General features: G+C 41.7%; 10 protein-coding genes. 8 read left to right on the top strand and 2 right to left on the bottom strand.

Annotation, left to right across the window (positions count from 1 at the left end):
• Positions 1-65: 65 nt before the first annotated feature.
• Both bcsG and bcsE read right to left on the bottom strand, forming a co-directional pair.
• Positions 66-1,646: a cellulose biosynthesis protein BcsG gene (gene bcsG / locus IT970_RS10785; protein ID WP_065978854.1), complete on the bottom strand. Its 1,581-nt coding sequence runs from the start codon at positions 1,644-1,646 to the stop codon at positions 66-68.
• A gap of 169 nt (positions 1,647-1,815) precedes the next feature.
• Positions 1,816-3,441 (bottom strand): cellulose biosynthesis protein BcsE, encoded by a 1,626-nt coding sequence (gene bcsE / locus IT970_RS10790; protein ID WP_036966973.1) that lies wholly within the window; start codon positions 3,439-3,441, stop codon positions 1,816-1,818.
• Positions 3,442-3,563: 122 nt separating this feature from the next.
• Here bcsE and bcsR point away from each other — a divergent pair, with 122 nt between their 5' ends.
• From bcsR to IT970_RS10830, 8 genes are all read left to right on the top strand, one after another.
• Positions 3,564-3,779 (top strand): BcsR/BcsP family cellulose biosynthesis protein, encoded by a 216-nt coding sequence (gene bcsR, locus IT970_RS10795; protein WP_036966971.1) that lies wholly within the window; start codon positions 3,564-3,566, stop codon positions 3,777-3,779.
• Positions 3,780-3,782: 3 nt separating this feature from the next.
• Positions 3,783-4,505: a cellulose biosynthesis protein BcsQ gene (bcsQ, locus tag IT970_RS10800; protein WP_036966968.1), complete on the top strand. Its 723-nt coding sequence runs from the start codon at positions 3,783-3,785 to the stop codon at positions 4,503-4,505.
• Complete coding sequence (gene bcsA / locus IT970_RS10805; RefSeq protein WP_081759708.1) at positions 4,495-7,161, top strand: UDP-forming cellulose synthase catalytic subunit; 2,667 nt, start codon at positions 4,495-4,497, stop codon at positions 7,159-7,161. Before bcsQ ends, bcsA begins: the two co-directional genes overlap by 11 nt.
• Positions 7,158-9,407, top strand: coding sequence for a cellulose biosynthesis cyclic di-GMP-binding regulatory protein BcsB (bcsB, locus tag IT970_RS10810; RefSeq protein WP_182395166.1), 2,250 nt, complete (start codon positions 7,158-7,160; stop codon positions 9,405-9,407). Before bcsA ends, bcsB begins: the two co-directional genes overlap by 4 nt.
• Positions 9,407-10,522 carry a cellulose synthase complex periplasmic endoglucanase BcsZ gene (gene bcsZ / locus IT970_RS10815; RefSeq protein WP_065978851.1) on the top strand — a complete coding sequence of 372 codons (1,116 nt, stop codon included), beginning with the start codon at positions 9,407-9,409 and terminating at the stop codon, positions 10,520-10,522. Before bcsB ends, bcsZ begins: the two co-directional genes overlap by 1 nt.
• Positions 10,513-14,331, top strand: a complete 3,819-nt coding sequence (locus IT970_RS10820) for a cellulose synthase subunit BcsC-related outer membrane protein (protein ID WP_182395168.1) — start codon at positions 10,513-10,515, stop codon at positions 14,329-14,331. The genes bcsZ and IT970_RS10820 overlap by 10 nt, the downstream gene beginning before the upstream one ends.
• A 225-nt stretch (positions 14,332-14,556) precedes the next feature.
• Positions 14,557-15,987 carry a peptide MFS transporter gene (locus IT970_RS10825; protein ID WP_036966954.1) on the top strand — a complete coding sequence of 477 codons (1,431 nt, stop codon included), beginning with the start codon at positions 14,557-14,559 and terminating at the stop codon, positions 15,985-15,987.
• Between the two features lie 113 nt (positions 15,988-16,100).
• On the top strand, positions 16,101-18,821 hold the full coding sequence (locus tag IT970_RS10830; protein ID WP_074989561.1) for a metallophosphoesterase: 2,721 nt from the start codon (positions 16,101-16,103) through the stop codon (positions 18,819-18,821).
• The last annotated feature ends 137 nt before the right edge of the window (positions 18,822-18,958 follow it).

Consider the following 18,958-nt stretch of genomic DNA (forward strand, 5'->3'; position numbering starts at 1 on the left):
TACGCTAACTCCCCATTTCTGGGTAGTCTATTGTAAAGATTTTTGGACAAACGTGTGCAAAAAACTCAATTGCTTGGGTACTTGGTCCACTCTTGGCCATCTAATTGGATATAAGGCTGTCCTTTAATGTACATCATAACGGTATCTTGGTTTTCAGCGACTACCGGAGCACTTGGTAAATTATCAAGCACACGCTTAACAGGCACCGTACCCGCAAATACATCCAGTTTCATGGTGTTATTGATAAGTTCAGACAACGAAAAATAGCTCATCGTCTGTTGTACATCATTCAAACCGCTGTGTTTAACATCAGGACCAATAAACTTCACGGCAGTGGGTACAGACACAATTGACGGGCTTGGGATTTCACGAAGACCTGCAAATTGTAGTTTATCACCCTCTAATGCTGCGCCATGTTCAGGCACAACCATTAACAGTACATTGCGCCCTTCTCTTTCAAGCTGACTAATAAAGTCATCAATATCACTAAATAAATGCTGCTGGCGAATTGGATAACTCTTTAGGCTATTCATGCGAGAGCGGCCCGCTAGCTGATTACCATCATGCAAGCTAATCGTGTTGTAATAAAGCGCACGTGGCTGCTTGGTATTTTTATGGCTCTCCAACCAATTACTTAAGATAGCGGCATCTGAATAAATAGGCTTTCCATCGAAACCATATTGCGCAGCTTGAAATTGACTAAAATCCAAATTAGGCACTGACACGCCACCGTATTGTTTGATCAAGCCAATAAAGTCATCAAAATGACCATCATGATTTAATGCCACGCTCGTGTTGTAACCTAGCTGCGATAAGTTACTAAATAATTGACACTCTTTAGCTACAGGTTTAAACAATTGGTCTTGAGGAGTTTGCCCACAACTCGCACGCAGTAACCTTATTGCTGCAGGACCACTGTATGAGGTTGCTGAATTAAAATTACTAAACAAAATATCAAAGTTATCAAATAAATCACGCGGTCTCACACCAATGGCGTCCAGGTCCGCAGTGGCCAAAGAGCAAATATTAAGCACAACCACGTCAAAGGGTTGTCCATTGAAATTAGTCGGAAATTGGCTTTTTAGTTGAGTTTGTTGCTGATAAAAATCATCGAGTTGTTGATCAAACGTTTTTTGTGGTGACGAACTCGACACTGCGACAGGTACCTGTTTTTTCGTTGATTGATTATTCACAACCACAGGGGTTGAGAGTGTATCTGTTACTGTCGTCGCACTCAGCCAATAAACGTAAATAAACCCGACCACTGAAATACTGGTGTAGCGTATCCATTTTACTGAATACCAATACACCACGACTAAAACAAACAGCCCCAGTAATATATCAACACTGATCACTCGCGTCGCAATCTCCGCAAAGTAAGCAAAGCTGAAGTCTTGTACATTTTCAGCTTGTTTAGTTAAACGTGAAATGGGGGGGAGCCACGAATCGTGATACAAAAGTGCAGCCCCAACTACGACACTGATACTCTGTTTTAAATACGTTAACCATTTGATTTGAAATGACACGGCTAAAAAAGCAAAAAACGCTAAATTTGCGACGAGATCAAATGAAATATCACCACGACTATAAAGAAAAAACTTTACTAAAAAGTATAAGTTCCAAACACCTAATCCTGAAAGCCTCACTGAGAATCCTTTTTCTGTTTTTTGGGAGTATAGGGCGTTAATAACACATGCCTAAAAGTCAATGTACGGTAAATGCTTACTATTTTTTTAAACAAGATTTTACCTGTATTACTAATCAAAACCCCCAATAATAAAGCGATAATAAAAGTAATAAAGAACTGATTTAAACTCATATTTGCTCACCTTTTAAAGTTACTTTTACGGGTTTAGAGATAGGCCTAATCACCTTTTTAAATTCAGGAGTCTCCTTATTCAATGAAGAAATATCAGCTGTTTTAGCATCAAAAACATAACTGACATTTTCTTTTAATTGCTCGGTGTAATCAGGCACGTCAACATTGGTATACCTGCGCTGCAGATGACGGCATTCTTGCTGAATGTAGAAATGATCTGCAATCACATTTTTCGACATAAAAAAGTCGCTAATTTCAAGCTTAAATAAATGCTTAATCGCACTTTCTACGTCATGCTCACGACACGCATGTAAATACAGGTAAATATAATCGTCAGCAAAGCTAAAAATATCCCCTTCACGTTTTACATGAAACAAATGCAGCGGGTGTATTGCATCTATACGGGGTAAAAGTTGTAACATAACAAGCACCCCGCTAACACCTAAATTTGCAGCTGAGTCACTATGCTTAGCAACTTGTTCAACAAATTTATTTATCGGCAGATACCCTTTAGTCAGTACGTTTTCACTGTATTTCAATACCTCATCAATTGAGTTAGGAAGTGGTCTTGAAAACTGGAATCCTTGGATTGATTGAATTTGTGATTGTAACCGCGAAGGCTCAGAGAAACTGTATAAAATAAGGTTCACGCCTAACGTTAAAAAGAGGCACTCATCTTGATGGCGAATAATGCCATCTACATTTTGAATGACTAGCTTTAACTTTCGACCACATTGTTTGCGAAGCGAAAAGCACTCACCAGCCAATGCAGACAAATCAGTGTAGCGCGTTACCGAAAACACTAATGTAGCAGCTTTTTTTGTAAGGCCTAGTTTATACAGTGCATTATTATCTTCGACTATTTTATAAGACAGCGGTAACTTCGTCCCTTGCGGCAACGCATGTTTAACAAGCCATACCTCATCTTCATCTAATCCTTGTTGCGATGATGTTTGCTCATTCGACTCTTCTAAATGAGCATCAAAAACGCTCAATTGCCCCTGCAAAAGCTCACAATTTATAGAATGACCCGCAATTACGCCATCTTTATGGCTCCAATAGTCATATTCTAAGGTACGAATTGAGGCTTCTTGAGTAATAAAAATTTGGCCATCAAAAAGCGTATTTAAAGCCAGAAACTGGCGCCTTACATCACTAATACGCGAGCCCGAAATCAAGAATATAACTGTTACGTTTTTAGCAATAGATAAATCACGGTAAAACCCGAGCTTTTTAGTTAATTGCGCTTCAGTAAGAGGTACTAGCAGCTCTGAATCCAAGTGTAAAATCAGTGTACTATTTCGAAGCTCTTTATATTGTTTTAATTCCTGAATCACGCCGCGAGAGAAATGTAAGTTTTTTGCTAAATTTGCATCGTGATGTAAATGAAAAGGATGCAGCAAACCTTGCTCAAAAAGGCTAAATAATAGCGTGTTATTTTCACTCTCAAAAAACACCTCAACGTGCTCAGAGAGCAGGAAAACAGGGTCTTTATTACTAGCTAATAGGTGTCTTACTAACTCTAATAACTGATTGTCTAAAGATGCCAACAGTGCATAATTTGCACAGCGCTTGAGCGCTGAGTAAGCGTTTTGTAATCCTGTAATTTGTAAATGGGGCACCAGAAAATCCTTTTAAAAGATACTTTAGCGCTAGTTTTAAGCGCTATTCTATATATAATGCGGCTTATGTCCATGTATCGTAGACAAATTAAATTCAGTTTTTGCCGTTATAGGTCTATTAGATGAATGACTTTGCATTTAAAAAATCAACTGTTTTAACAAAAAATGACATTGACAATTTATTACGCCAATTTGGCGGAAAAAATCAAGGTTATATTGAAATAGTCGACGTTGAAAAAAACCGTCAAACGATCGATAAATATCCTTTAATTAAAGATATCGCTTTATCTATTAAAGATACACAACAAGATAAATTATTTAACAAAAGCACATACTAAAGAATGAAAAAGATTTTCGTGAAAGGGATAAAAGGAGGTACTGGAACCACATCGGTAGTGGCAAACCTTGCGTGTGCTTTAAGAAAATCACATGAAACAGTCTATGTAATAGATCTCGATCCTAAAAGCGACATAGGCTTACACCTAGGGCTTGCATGGGACCATTTACTAGGATGGAGTGATTACGCCGATTTTGCATCTGCCAGTGAGCAGTTCCATCAAGATAATGACGGCGTCACGTTCTTACCGTACGGAAGTGGCTCAAACACAAAAAGCAGCTTTAAAGATATAATAAATCATTGCCAGCAACTTCATGACAGCGATGACGCGTGGTTCTTATTTGATTGCCCTGCACATATTAATGCACTTGAATACCCGCTTGACTCTGAAGATATTTTTCTTGAAGTCATCAATTGTGACGCCATATGCCATAGTTTGATGTATAAGCAACTGAATTTTTTAAAGCAGTCTGGTTCATCGTGGCAGCACTACTTCTTGACTAATCGTTTTAATTCAGCGTCTGAATTAGAGTCTGACTTATTACAGCTATGGCAATCTGAATTACCTCTTTTTGCGCCTTTATACATCAACAAAGACGAAGCTATCATGGAAGCAACCGCATTTCGTAATGTGGCGATTAATTGTGCTCCATACAGTGTTGCCAACGATGACTTTGAAACCTTAGCCGGTTGGCTCGTTAGTCGTGCAAACAATAATGAATCATAAGCCAACAGCAATGAAATTACCTGAACGTATCATCAAAACCTGCTTAGGCTTCTTATTTACAAAGAAGATAACTCGTTTTGTGTTTTTTAAATTTCATGGCTACTTTAATCAGCATAAAATAAGCCTACTTGGGGCATTTATTCTGCCTTTTTTGGTGTTATTTTTATCCTTGTTTATAAAACTGGACAAAAACAGAAAAAACCAAATAAAACAAAAGTTAAAGTACTTTTATCCGCATGTAACGCGCCCCGTTGTCACACCCAGTAACTGTGTACGCATTTTATTGCAAAGTATTTATTTAGCCTTGTTCAACACCACAACAACATCACAGGCACAGATAAGCTATGAGCAGCGTAAAACATGGCGAAAAATAAAGCATTCACTCAGAATACTGCGCCTTGTCGACAAAAAATTAGTGCGTGCATTTAAGCGACTTTGGCTGTTTGCTAAAACAAACCCATCAGCAGAATCTTACCAGCGTATTAGTAAAGCTGAAATTTGGAACAATCGCATACTGAAAATCGCGTTTTTCACCATACTCATTTTTGCTGTGGCAGTTTTTGTCACGGTGCCTTTCAGTATCGAAGCACAAGCGGTGTTCATTAGTTTACTGCTTATCGTTGCCTACTCGCTAAGGCGCGTTGAAGGACAGATGGCCACCATCACCATGATCACGCTGGCAGTCACAACATCAACACGTTATTTATGGTGGCGCTACACCGACACGCTTAACTGGGATGACCCCGTCGCATTAGCGTTAGGTATTGGCTTATTATTAGCTGAAAGCTATGCGTGGCTGGTGCTTATTTTAGGCTTTTTTCAAACCATTAACCCACTAAAACGTAAGCCTTTACCACTTAATGAAGACACGTCAACGTGGCCAACCGTCGACATTTATATTCCGACTTACAATGAGCCATTAAGTGTCGTTAAACCTACCACTATTGCTGCCCAAAGCATCGACTGGCCTGCTGATAAGTTAAACATCTACATTTTAGATGATGGTAAGCGTCCTGAATTCGCTGAATTTGCAAGACAAATTGGGGTTGGCTACCTAACTCGCTCAGACAATAATCACGCTAAAGCGGGTAATATGAATCAGGCTATGAAAGTGACACAGGGCGAATATATCGCTATTTTTGACTGCGATCACATCCCTGCCCGCTCTTTCTTACAAATGACTATGGGGCAATTTCTTAACGACAGCAAAGTGTGTCTAGTGCAGACTCCACATCACTTTTTCTCTGCGGATCCATTTGAACGAAATTTAAAAAACCATCGAAAAATCCCGAATGAAAACATGCTGTTTTATGGCTTAATTCAAGACGGAAATGACATGTGGGACGCTACATTTTTCTGTGGTTCGTGTGCTGTACTCAGGCGAAGTGCGCTTGAAGAAATAGGCGGTTTTGCCGTTGAAACCGTCACCGAAGATGCTCACACTGCATTAAGAATGCAGCGTGCAGGCTACAAAACCACCTATATCAATATTCCACAAGCTGCAGGGTTGGCTACTGACAGTTTATCGGCACATGTGGGTCAAAGAATTCGCTGGGCACGAGGGATGGCGCAAATTTTCCGCTTAGATAACCCGTTGTTTGGTAAAGGCCTGAATATTGCTCAACGACTCTGTTATCTCAATGCAATGTTACACTTTTTATCTGGTATCCCTCGCATTGTCTTTTTAACGGCCCCGCTTGCACTAATTTACTTCAATGCACAAATTATCTATGCGCCTTTTGTGGCTATTTTCTTATATATAGTGCCAACATTATTGCAGGTAAAAATTACTAACTCTCGTATTCAAGGTAAGTATCGTTACTCTTTTTGGGGGGAGGTCTATGAGTCTGTTCTTGCGTGGTATATTTTAAAACCCACCACAGTTGCGTTAATTAACCCTAATAAAGGAAAGTTTAATGTGACTGAAAAAGGGGGATTAAACGACACCGATCATTACGACTGGACTATTTCAAGGCCTTACATCATCCTTTTACTTATCAATGTTATCGGCATGACTTATGGCGTATTCAGACTCTTTTTTGGTGATACATCACAGATAGGTGTGTTAATTATCAGTATGTTATGGGCAAGCTACAACGTTATAATTCTGGGTGCTGCGGTTGCCGTTGCAGCTGAAGCAAAACAAGTACGTAGCTCACACCGAATTAAAGCTAACTTCCCTGCTGCAATTAGATTAGCCAACGGACACACGATAAAGGTCAAAATCACCGATTACTCTGATAACGGCGTCGGGCTTGAAACAGAACATAGCCACCTGTGCCGTGTAAACGATAAAGTTGAACTACTAATGAGCCGAGGCTTTAAGCAGTATTCATTTGCCACCTACATTTGCAACACACGCGACAAACAATTGGGCTTAACGCTTCGTGATCTAGATTTAGAAAAACAAAAAGCGTTTATTCAATGCACCTTCTCTCGTGCAGATGCCTGGCTTGATTGGCAAGAAAACTTTAAACACGATAAACCGTCATACAGTTTTTCAAATGTATTTTACACCAGCCTTCGAGGCTTTAAGAACTTGATTTTCCACGCTCCAAATGAATTAAGACCCGTCATTGTATTTGTATCGCAGGTCTTATATTTTGTGGCCTCGTTATTACCTAAAAAACCAACAAAAGCGTTTAAACCATCATGATGAAATCACTATTAACCTTGTTATTAGCAGTTGGCACTCTCAGTTTATCTGGCTGGGCTATGAGCGCAGAGCCACTCCCTGATAAATCTATTTTTGATGATGGTTACCCTGAAAGTGCCCCTGTCGAGAGTTTAACGCTCAGTTTTGAACAATTAGGGCTTAGTAAGTTTAAACTCGATGGCGTGAGTAGTAATACACGTGTTGAGTTTACCAACCGTTTAGACAGGCTCGGGAAAAAGTTAACGCTCAACTTTTCATATACTTACTCACCTTCTTTAATAGGCCGAGTCTCGCATCTAAAAATATTTTTCAATGAAAACTTAGTCACTGTATTACCTATTGACGATAAAAATACGGTACTCGGCAGTGTAGCCGAGCACAGTGTTGCGCTTAATCCCAAGCTAATTAAAGATTTTAACCAAGTGCGTTTTGAACTCATCGGTTACTACGATTTAGTGTGCCAAGACGATTACAGTAAAACAATTTGGGCAGAAATTGGCAAAAGTAGTCATATCAGCATTGAGAGACAATCACTTGCACTTGAAAGTTTACTTGAGTATTTCCCGGCGCCGTTTTTTGACTCGCGTGATTACACCAAGCTGACATTGCCATTTATTTTTTCTTCGCAACCCGATGAGCCAACACTGGAAGCTGCCGCTGCACTATCAAGTTTTTTTGGTGCGCAAGCGAAATGGCGTAAAGCGCAGTTTCCTGTCCATATCAATAGTACGCCCACTGAGCATAGTGTGGTGTTTGCAACCAATGATAATAAGCCTGACTTTTTACTAAATTATCCCGATGTCGATAAGCCAACAATCGAAATCATCAGCAGCCCGACACATCGCTATGCAAAAGTTTTATTAGTGTTAGGCAAAAACACAGAGCAATTAAAAGAGGCAGTTGTTGGATTAGTGTTTGGCTATAAAGTCATGACAGGTCGAAGCGCCACCGTTGACGCAATTGCCAGCCTGCCTTTAAGAAAAGCTTACGATGCGCCGCTGTGGGTTCGTTCAGACCGTGCTGTGAGTTTTGATGAATTTATCGAATACCCGACCCAATTACAATCACAAGGCTTTCGTGGACAACCTGTCCGTTTAGACTTACGCTTTGCGCCCGACTTATTTACATGGCGCGAAAATGGCATTCCCATTACGCTAAACTACCGCAATACCCCTGTTGAGCATGGCATGTTGTCGCGCTTAAATATGCTTATAAATGGCAAATTTGTAGATGGTTTTATTCTTGAGAACGACCATGGTAAAACCATTACTACGCAAACCTTACTGCCGCTATTATCAGACATAAACCCGAGCCAATCACGCCAAGATTTTGAGCTAACAGGGCTTGATTTAACCACTAACAATCAACTCACTTATGACTTTAACTTTGCCGTTGTAAAAACAGGCGAATGCAGTGCGATTCCTGCCGGTGGCGAATTTGGTGCTATCGATGGCAGCTCTACAATTGATGTGAGTAACTTCCATCACTATATTGCTTTACCCAATTTACGAGCATTTGCGAGTGGCGGTTTCCCCTTTACGAAATATGCCGATTTACATCAAAGCACTTTAGTGATGGAGGCTAATAGCTCTACAAATGCGATTAGCTTACTGCTGAATTTTACAGGCCATTTAGGGGCGATTACCGGTTATCCTGCTCATCGTTTGAGTATTCAATTTCCAAGTAGTCAGCTAGATTTTGCTGACAAAGATATTGTCATTATTGGTAAACCAGATTCATTTTTAAGCTCGGTCGCCGAAAACAGCTCTCTCAGTGTATTGATTGATAATAATCAACGTATTGTCGATCAAGCTATTTATAATGGTGCTTATGACAGTACCGATGCCGAAAAAATTAAAGTCAATATACGGAGTTTGGGCCGTTTAGCCATTATATCTGGTTTCCAATCGCCTTTTGATTCTGACCGCTCAGTAGTGTCTTTAATTGCCACTAACGACAATGCTTACTCATTGCTTACAGATGCACTATTAGATAACGCGAAAACATCACAAATAATGGGTAGCTCTGCAATTATTAATAACCAAGGCATTAAAACCATAAAAACCGATGACCAGTATTTTGTTGGCCACGTGCCAATCCACACGCTAATTTGGTTCCATTTTTCAGACCAACCTTTGTTGTTGGCTATTTTATCAATTCTTACCCTACTGCTCATTTCATTTATGTTATGGCGACTATTAATGTTGTTAACAAAGAAACGTTTATCTGAAGGAGATAAAGCATAATGAAAACTCTTGCTTCTTTGCTATTCGTTTTAGCATTTTCAACACCCGCTTTTGCACAATTAACCTGTGCAGCGTGGCCACAGTGGAATACGTTTAAAACGCATTTTATTTCGCCTAAAGGACGTGTTATCGATTTAGGCAGCGAATATGATATAACGACATCGGAGGGTCAATCATATTCACTTTTCTTCGCCTTAGTTGCCAACGATCAAGCCAGCTTTGATACATTATTAGAGTGGACGGAAGTTAATCTTTCTGAAGGCGATTTAAGTACGCGCCTGCCTGCATGGAAATGGGGTATAAAGGAAGGTGAAGGTAAAATTTTAGATTCAAACCCAGCCTCTGACTCTGATTTATGGATAGCATACACTCTCTCTCAAGCAGCCAAACTATGGCAAGACAGGCGCTATGCAGTGCTAAGCAGTGTGCTTGCAGAACGTATTATTCGTGAAGAAACCGCACAGCTTCCTAAACTGGGGATTACATTACTGCCTGGACCTAATGGCTTTAAGGACGGAAACACTTGGAAGCTTAATCCAAGCTATGCCCCACTGTTTATCCTTAAGCAATTTGCTGAACTTTATCCGCACTCTCCTTGGCAGCAATTGCATGACAACTCTGCCAATATGCTTATTAGCACAGCCGCTAAAGGGTTTAGCCCTGACTGGGTTAATTACAATGCAGAGCAAGGCTTTTTTCATGATAAACACGCACCTGCTCTGGGAAGTTATAATGCAATACGGGTTTATTTATGGGCCAGTTTGATGGCTGAAGATGCGCCTTACAAATCAGCATTAATGAAACAATTAACCCCCATGGTTGAGCACATTGTTTCTTCAGGCAAAGTGCCCCTAGAAACACAGGCTGTCACGGGGAAAGTATCAGGTACGGGACCTATTGGCTTTGGGGCTGCACTGTTGCCATTTTTAGCGGCAGAGAATGCATCGCAATCAATCACCGCATTACAACAGCAAATGATGATGGACACCGGTTTTATTAGTAGCCGCTACTATGACAGTGTGTTGTATTTATTTGGCACGAGCGCATTAAGCAAACGCTTCAGCATTAATAAAAATGGCGAACTCATTACGAACTGGAGTGCTAAATGCCAATAAAATGGTTACTTGCTGCAATTATAGCAAGTCCGAGTGCAATCGCCTCTTCGACACAAAACAGCCTTGATACCCAATCTATTGATTGGTTAATAAGCCAAGTGCAACTCGGTGAGATAGAGCTAGACACTGAACTTATGACCAATAGTTTAGATAAGCTGTTGAGTATCGCGCCTAAAGACACGCAAGTGCAGTGTGCAGAGATACGCGTGCTGTATGCGCTGAAAGAAACAGAGCAAGCCAACAACTTGCTTGCAGGTATTGCTCAACAGCCCCACCCCTGTGTTGACAGCCTTGCGCTTTTGGCCAGAGTAAATAACGAAGATAAAGCCACGATTCAACAGGCTCGCCTGCGTGCGCGTGCGGGTCAATATGCTGCAGCAGTTAAAATTTACAATACGTTATTTAAATCGACTTATCCGAATATCGAGTTCGAGCTTGAGCATATTAATTGGCTAGCCCAAGACAGCAGCCAATATCAACACGCCCTAAGGGGGTATCGTTCTTTAATGAAACGCTACCCAAATAGCGGCCGTTTTGAGTTGGCTTATGCCCGTCATCTTATTAAGAAAAATCCTGAAAATGCACACGCGATTGACCTGCTAAGTCACTACGCACACAGTAATCAATATGGTGTAGAAGCCGAATTTGCTTGGCTTTCAGCACTCGAAGACATGCCGCTTACCCAACAAACCATGCGTGCCTATGCACGTTATTTTGAAGCGTACCCAAAAAGCAGTAAGGGGCAGTTACAATTTAGTGATTTTGAAAAAAAATACCAAGCAGAGCAAAGAAAGCTTGCAGATCCTGCCTACAAAGCGTGGGTTAGAGGCAACCAAGCACTTGAAAAGAAAGATTTTTCAAAAGCACAGAGGTATTTTAATTCTGCGTTATCAGGGCGTCCAACAGACCCAGAAATCTATAATAGTTTGGGTTTGCTTAATCTTCGGCAAGGCAATAATGAGCAGGCTTACAACTTTTTTAAAAAAGCACAACAATTCAGCACAGATGTAAATCGTATTACCGTATTAAAAGGCTTAGCAAACACAGCACGATTTTGGCAGTACATCGATGAGGCAAAATCGGCACTCAGTGCATCACACTTTAAACGTGCTGAACTTAAGCTAAATTTAGCCGACACTCTCGATGAAGACCCAGACACCGTGCTGTTTTACCGCGCACAACTTGCTGAACAAAGTGGTCAATATCAAACGGCTATGAATTTGTATAAGCAAGTATTAAAAAACGATCCTCTGGCAGAGTCGACCCTAAGCGCAATGCTTCGCCTCAGTGCGTCAGATGGTAATTATACGAGAAGCCATCAGTTTTATAATGGCTTAAGCACTCAGCAGCAAGCGCTTATAGCCCAAGATTATACACTTTTACAAACTCAGCAATTACGTGAACAAGCCGATGAATTAACCGCCAAAGGAGACCTCGATGGAGCAGTACAACGCTTATTAGTCGCCATAAAACAAAGCCCGCGCCAAAGTTGGTTGTACTATGATCTAGCAAACTTATACCAACAACAGGGGTTGGTTGATCATGCCAAAGCTCTTTACAAAAAAACCTTATGGCAATTCCCTCTTGATGCTGAGCTTCGCTACAGCCATGCTTTGTTTTTACGCTCATTGAATGACTACGAGGGGGCATTAGCAACCCTTGATTATATTCCAAATAACGCACGCACTGAGCAAATTAATGTATTAACTGAGCAACTGAGTATTAATGCCAAACTTGAAAAACTCGCGACAAATAATACGGCAACGAATAAAGCTACAATTATTTATAAACTCACGGAATTAGAAGCGCAACCACTCACCCCGCTTATGCAGGCAGAGCTGGCAACTCAGTGGCGACAAATTAATGAAAATAACTATGCTATTCGACAGTTAAAGAAGGCGCTTACGCGCGATCCAAGTCTCAACCCTTACTGGCATATGCTCTATGGTGGCTGGCTTATCGAAAGCGCTAATCAAGCAGACACCGACACATGGCTTGCGCATTACCAATTACCCACTAAGGCAACTGAGGCCGAGCAAGCGCAGTGGTTAGCTTTGCAAATTAACTACATTAACACCTTTGAGCAAGGACAACGTCGTATTGCAAAACTGAGCTCACTCGATCAGCAACACAATAATAATCCCCAATTAGCTGAAGCCCTTATCACTGCGTATATTGAACAAAGTGAAGGCAACGCTGCAATCAACCGATACCAACAACACACTGCGGCCGGATTCAGTGTTTCGATTGATACCGCATTGGCAGTTGCTAAATTAAGTCGAGAGCAAGGTGAGCACCTTTTAGCGGATCACATCATTGCAGAACAGGTCCATGCTGTTAATGCACAAGAGGCATACCGCCAACAACAGCTAATGGCTGCCCTCGGTAATGTTGAAAACCAGTCAAAAGCCCTCAAGCTCGCTCAACAATTACTCGCCAAGTCAAACAATAATGCCGAGCTTTATTATCAAGCGGCATCCGTTGCCGATTCGCTTGAACAAACTACCCGTGCAGAGAATTGGTATCGTACTGCAATCGCCCCGCAAACACACAACCAGACCACTCTCAGTGATGAACAAAATTATGCGCTTTACGCGCTGAACGACGATGCACCTTGGTACGTCAATAATGCGAAACGCCAGTTGCAGCGTATTGAGCGCAATGAGCAGGCGTATATTACTGCGGCCATCAACCTTAGCAGCCAAACCAGTACTCAAAATGAGTCATCATTAGGGGCAGGCGCCACTCCCATAGAGGCTGGTTTCCCGCTTTTTGGTGGCACCGGTATTGTAAAGCTCGATCCGATGACGATTTCAAGTCAAGAAACACGTTTTGATGAAACCTTCGCGGGTAGCCGCTACGGACAAGGTGCGTTGTGTATTTTCGATTGCCCATTGACCAGCATTAAGCCGAAGCAACAAGGTATCGATATTGGCCTTGCGTGGCAAAACGAACAGTGGCGCTTTGATATTGGCACGACCCCACTGGGCTTTTTAGTTGAGGACATTGTTTGGGGCATTGATTACAACGGCGATATTGGTGATTTTGGCTATGGTGTTACAGTGAATAAACGCCCTGTCACCAGCTCAGTTTTATCGTATGCGGGTCTAGAAGATGTATTCACTAACCAAGTGTGGGGTGGCGTACGCGCTACACAACTTCAGCTCAGCCTTTCTCACGATCTAGGACTCGACTGGGGATTTTGGGGCAGCACAAACTATCAATTGCTCAAAGGTAAAAACGTTAAAGACAATCAAAGTTACAGTCTTATGGGGGGCAGTTACTACCGAGCCATCCGACAGCGGGATCAAGAGTTAAGCTTGGGCATTAACCTATTACACTGGTCTTATAAATATAATTTAAGTGAAGAAACGTGGGGTCATGGTGGCTATTACAGCCCGCAAAACTACTTAGGGGCTTCTTTTCCCGTGGTTTATGATCACCGAATTGGTCACAATTTTATTTATCGTCTTCGTGCGGGTGTATCGTGGTCAACAACAACGACTGACGAAATTGAATTTTTCCCGAACGATGCTCTTTTGCAGGCTCAAGCACACGCGCAAACAGACGTAACCGGAGTGACGCCTATTTTTGAAGATGATAAAAGTAATGGGCTTTCTTATAACTTAGGAGCCAGTTTTGAATACCGTTTTACACCCCATTGGTTTTTTGGCGGATATTTAAATTTAGATCGTGCAGATTTTTACGAACCAAACTATGCACAGTTCTATTTTAGGTACTACTTTAAGCCGGTTTATAGTGAACTGACCTTCCCTGGAAAGCCTGTTGTACCTTACCAAAGCTACTAAACACTGGCCTATAACCCTTCCCCTGAACTGAAGGTCTATGTATACTGTAGCGCGCATGTAGCTAGGATAAGGGTGTGTCTCTTACCCTCAAGTTCATAACTTGAACAACAAACCATTATCTTAGCTGCATCACACACATGGCCGCCCGTTCAACAATAAAATACACAGAACGACCAATGCAAAAATAATAAGGCCTCAACAAAAACTTAAAGTTAGGAAGTAAATATGAGTTCATTACCTAAAGCAGGTGACTTTTTAGGGCATCCTAAGGGGTTATTCCTGTTGTTCGGCACAGAAATGTGGGAACGATTTGGTTATTACGGCATGCGTGCCATTTTAGTGCTGTACTTAGTTGCACTTGTTCAAGAAGGTGGTTTTGGTTGGTCAAATGCTGATGCATTGAGCCTTTATGGTACCTTCACTATGGCTGTTTATATTACGCCATTACTTGGTGGTTGGTTAGCTGATAACGTGCTAGGTCAGCGTAAAGCAATTATCCTCGGTGGTTTATTAATGGCTGCTGGCCATTTTACCATGGGTATTCCTCACAGCTATTTAGCAGGCCAAGAAGAAAACGTTTTCTATCTTGGTTTAACACTACTGTGTTTAGGTAATGGTTTATTTAAGCCAAACATCTCAACAATGGTAGGTGATCTATATAAAGAAGGTGATCAACGTCGTGATGGCGCGTTCACTATTTTCTATATGGGTATCAACTTAGGGGGTGCGCTTGGCCCACTTATCGCTGGCTATGCTGCTGCATCAATGGGCTGGCAATGGGGCTTTGTAGTGGCAGGTATCGGTATGGTGATCTCTGTACTAATGCAACTTGCACTGAGCAACAAATACCTAGGCGATATCGGTGTGGTTCCTTCTGCTAAGCTTTCACAAGCACAATCAGAATCAAACACGAAAGAGCCACTGACTAAAGTGGAAACTGACCGTATTAAAGTTATCTTCACAATGAGTGTATTCAGTATCATCTTCTGGATGGGGTTTGAGCAAGCAGGTGGTCTTATGAACCTATTTGCCAACGACTACACTAACCGTATGCTATTTGACTTTGAAGTACCTGCATCTTGGTTCCAATCGTTAAACTCTATTTTCATCATTGTATTTGCACCGCTCGTTGCCATTATTTGGTTAAAACTTGATAAGCGTGAGCCTAACTCACCTGTTAAGTTTGCTATTGCACTTATCTTCTTAGCACTTGGCTTTATCACCATGATTTTGGCACTAATGACGCAAGGTCAAGGCGATAACCTGCAAATCAGCATGATGTGGCTCGTGTTATTTTACTTATTCCATACATTAGGTGAGCTATGTTTATCACCAATTGGTTTATCAATGGTAAGTAAACTAGCACCACTGCGTTTAGCGTCAATGCTTATGGGTATTTGGTTCCTGTGTACAGCTGTTGCAAACAAGATTGCTGGTTTCGTAGGTTCTTTCCTAGGTGAAGGCGAAGCGGCTGTTGAAAATGCAATGGGTATCTTTATTGGTTTAGGTGCGACAGCAATCATCTCTGCTGTCATCATGTACTTATTAAGCGATAAACTTGTTAAGTGGATGCACGGTGCTGAAGGTCAGCATGCGCCTCACACACAAGAACACATTCTTGCAGAAGAGCTAGAAGTGACTGCTGAAAAGCAATAATACGTTTCCCCACAGCGCCTGCTGTGGGGATTTTCTTTCTAAAGGCTACTTCCCCGTCCTCAATACTGATACAATAATCCAACGTTAATCGGTATATCGGCAAGGACGTTACATTGCGCTTTTTAATTCAACTGTCAGTTTTTTTAACTATTTCATTACTCGCAGCCTGCGGGGGTGACAAAACAACAAAAGAAACAGCAGTCCCCCCGACTCAAACCGGGTTAATTATTTCTGCCGATAATGGCTTAACTGAGCAGTTTGATAATGGCAAAGTCATTCTCACAGCCCCAAAGAATACCGTCACAACAGACACAACCTTCACGTATACATCAACAGCTGCGACACCTACCGATACTGACCAAGGCATTGTCTCTGCGCGCTATACATTCAGACCGAATAATGTGGTTTTTTCAGACCCACTAACCTTAGCGATTAAGCTACCAGAGCAACAAACTGATGTTGTTTTTAGCATCGTAATTTTAAAAAATGAGCAATGGCAGCCCCTTACGACAATAAAAAATGACGATGACTTTGCAGTCAGTCAAATCACTGAGTTTGGCACATTTGCTTTAAAGTCGCGCAGTGTGCCTGCGGTCAGTAAAACGATTGGTGAACAATGTGATGAGAATGCAACATCACAAACCGTCCGCTTTATCCATGTAGCTGACTTACATGCTCGCTTTGGGTTTAAAGAGCAGCTTTTTAGTCGTATCCGCAGTTATTACGACAATGCAAAGCAAGCGAACCCAAACACCCTCTTTACGAATGGTGGGGATGACTATGAAAAAGGCACGGTTGCTGAACAAACATCGCAAGGCTTAGCTACGGTTGAAGCCATTAAAGCAATGGCATTTGATGTGAGGGTTATTGGTAATCACGATTACGCCTGGGGTCCTGAGCAATTACTTGATTTTGCCGATGACGACAATGCCATTGTGCTTGCCAGCAACACGGAATACGACGGTAATGCCGACATTGAATTTGCAGCGGTTGATTTTTCAGTGGTAAAGGTAGGCTGTCTGCGTATTGGTTTTTTTGGCATGACTTCAGTGCCATGGAATGAGCTTGATAATCCGATTGAAGATGATCCAATTCCAGATTTTATTGCTAACTTCAAAATGAACTGGCAATGGCAAGAAGTGGCAGAGCAAATCGTTAATCAATATCGACAAGACGTAGACTACATGGTGATGGTAAGCCACCTTGGGGAAGGCACTGATACGCGTATTGCTACCACTGTATCTGGCATTGACTTAGTGCTCGGTGGGCACACCCATGGCGGCGAAAATTATCAAACTCTCGAAAACGGCAGTCTTGTAATTCAGCCAAACTTTTTTGCCCAAGGTCTAACCGATTTAACCTTAACCTTCGACCTTAAAGATAAAAGTATCACCGATGTTGATTACAATACGGTGTCGACCAGCGACATAATGACAGTTAGCACAAACACAAAAACAGCAATAGACGAAATTATGGGCCGCTATGCCCCCGACGCCAATACCGAAATTGCCGTGTCTGAAAACTACCCAAGCGCTGAGGAAGTAGCCCTGCTCACAGCGAAAGCAACAAAACAACAATTTGCAGCTATTGATGCAGCCCTTTTTGATGCAAGCCAAGTACAAGATCGCTGGTTGCCCGGCACACTCACACAAGAAGATTTTCATGCTGCGTTTAAAGTTGAGCGCCAACCCTCAAATACATCAGGCTTCAATGCAATTTACCAAGTCAATGTCACAGGCGCTGAGCTTAAAGCCATGGTACAAAGCCAACCTGAGTGGGTTTACTTAGCCCCCGCGAGTATTGACGATGCTGCACAGTATCAAGTGGCACTTTTTAAAGGCCCTGCCCTCAATAGCACCTTATTCTTCCCGACTGTGCCAGCATTAGAGGCAAATTTATTGGCCGAAAGTTGGTGGATACTGGATAACTATGCCCGTTTTCGTACCAGCCAGTGTTTATATTTAGACACAGAGAATACACTGAGTGCCTGCGAAAATGAGGATGTAGTCACTGTCTGGAATTTTAATGATCCAAGCCAAGGGTTTAAAAGTGACTTAGGTCCCGCAACTCTTAACTTCTTCGACCCAGAACAACGTAATTGGGGAGAAGAAAACAGCCAATTTTCGACGACCAGCGCATTACAAATTGCTGATTTAAAAGACGGTATATCAGGGGTATTAGCGTTTTCTCGGCACAGTCCAAGTCAAGGCTTACTACTAACAGCAAATAGTGCTGCCAATGGCGACTTTACCAATGACGGATTGATTGCCGATTACACACTCGTCATGGATTTACTGTGGCCTGAACAAAGCAGTCAACAATGGCGCGCTCTGTTACAAACCGATATCACCAATATAAGCGATGCCGACTTATATACGAATAAAGCTAACGCGATAGGTATTGCTACAACTAAGAGTGGTTACTTTGGTAACCTAAACGCTGGTGAGTGGCATCGCCTTGCTTTTGTATTCTATGCAGCGCCGACTAACGGAGCACTAAAAATTTACCTAGATGGTAAGCTTATCGGTGTGAAAGACGAAGGCGAAATAAACCAGCGCTGGGCGATTGATAAAGCAACCTTACTGCTGACCGATAATGACTATGAAACGGAGCCTGGGTATTTAAATGCGCTGCTGTTTGCAGGCCGAGCCATGACAGACAATGAAATAGCCACCTTAGGCGCAGCAAAACAACAATTGAATTATGTCCGCTCAACACGCATCTTAAATAACGTTGTTGAACGTCATTACCAAACGGCACCACACATAATGAATAATCCGTGGTTACAACAACGCAGTAAGTTTTTTAACAAACAACGCCAAAGTGTAAACTAATTAATACACACAAGCTAAATAAAAAGGCCAATATTGGCCTTTTTAACTCCTTTTAAAAAAGCATTTAAAGCATTTAAATTCAAAAGCTTAATAACAAAAAAACAGTGTGCATCATGCGTCCTATTAAGCCTTCTATT

Origin of the sequence: Pseudoalteromonas sp. A41-2, from assembly GCF_015767615.1 — a bacterium.
Classification (GTDB): domain Bacteria; phylum Pseudomonadota; class Gammaproteobacteria; order Enterobacterales; family Alteromonadaceae; genus Pseudoalteromonas; species Pseudoalteromonas lipolytica.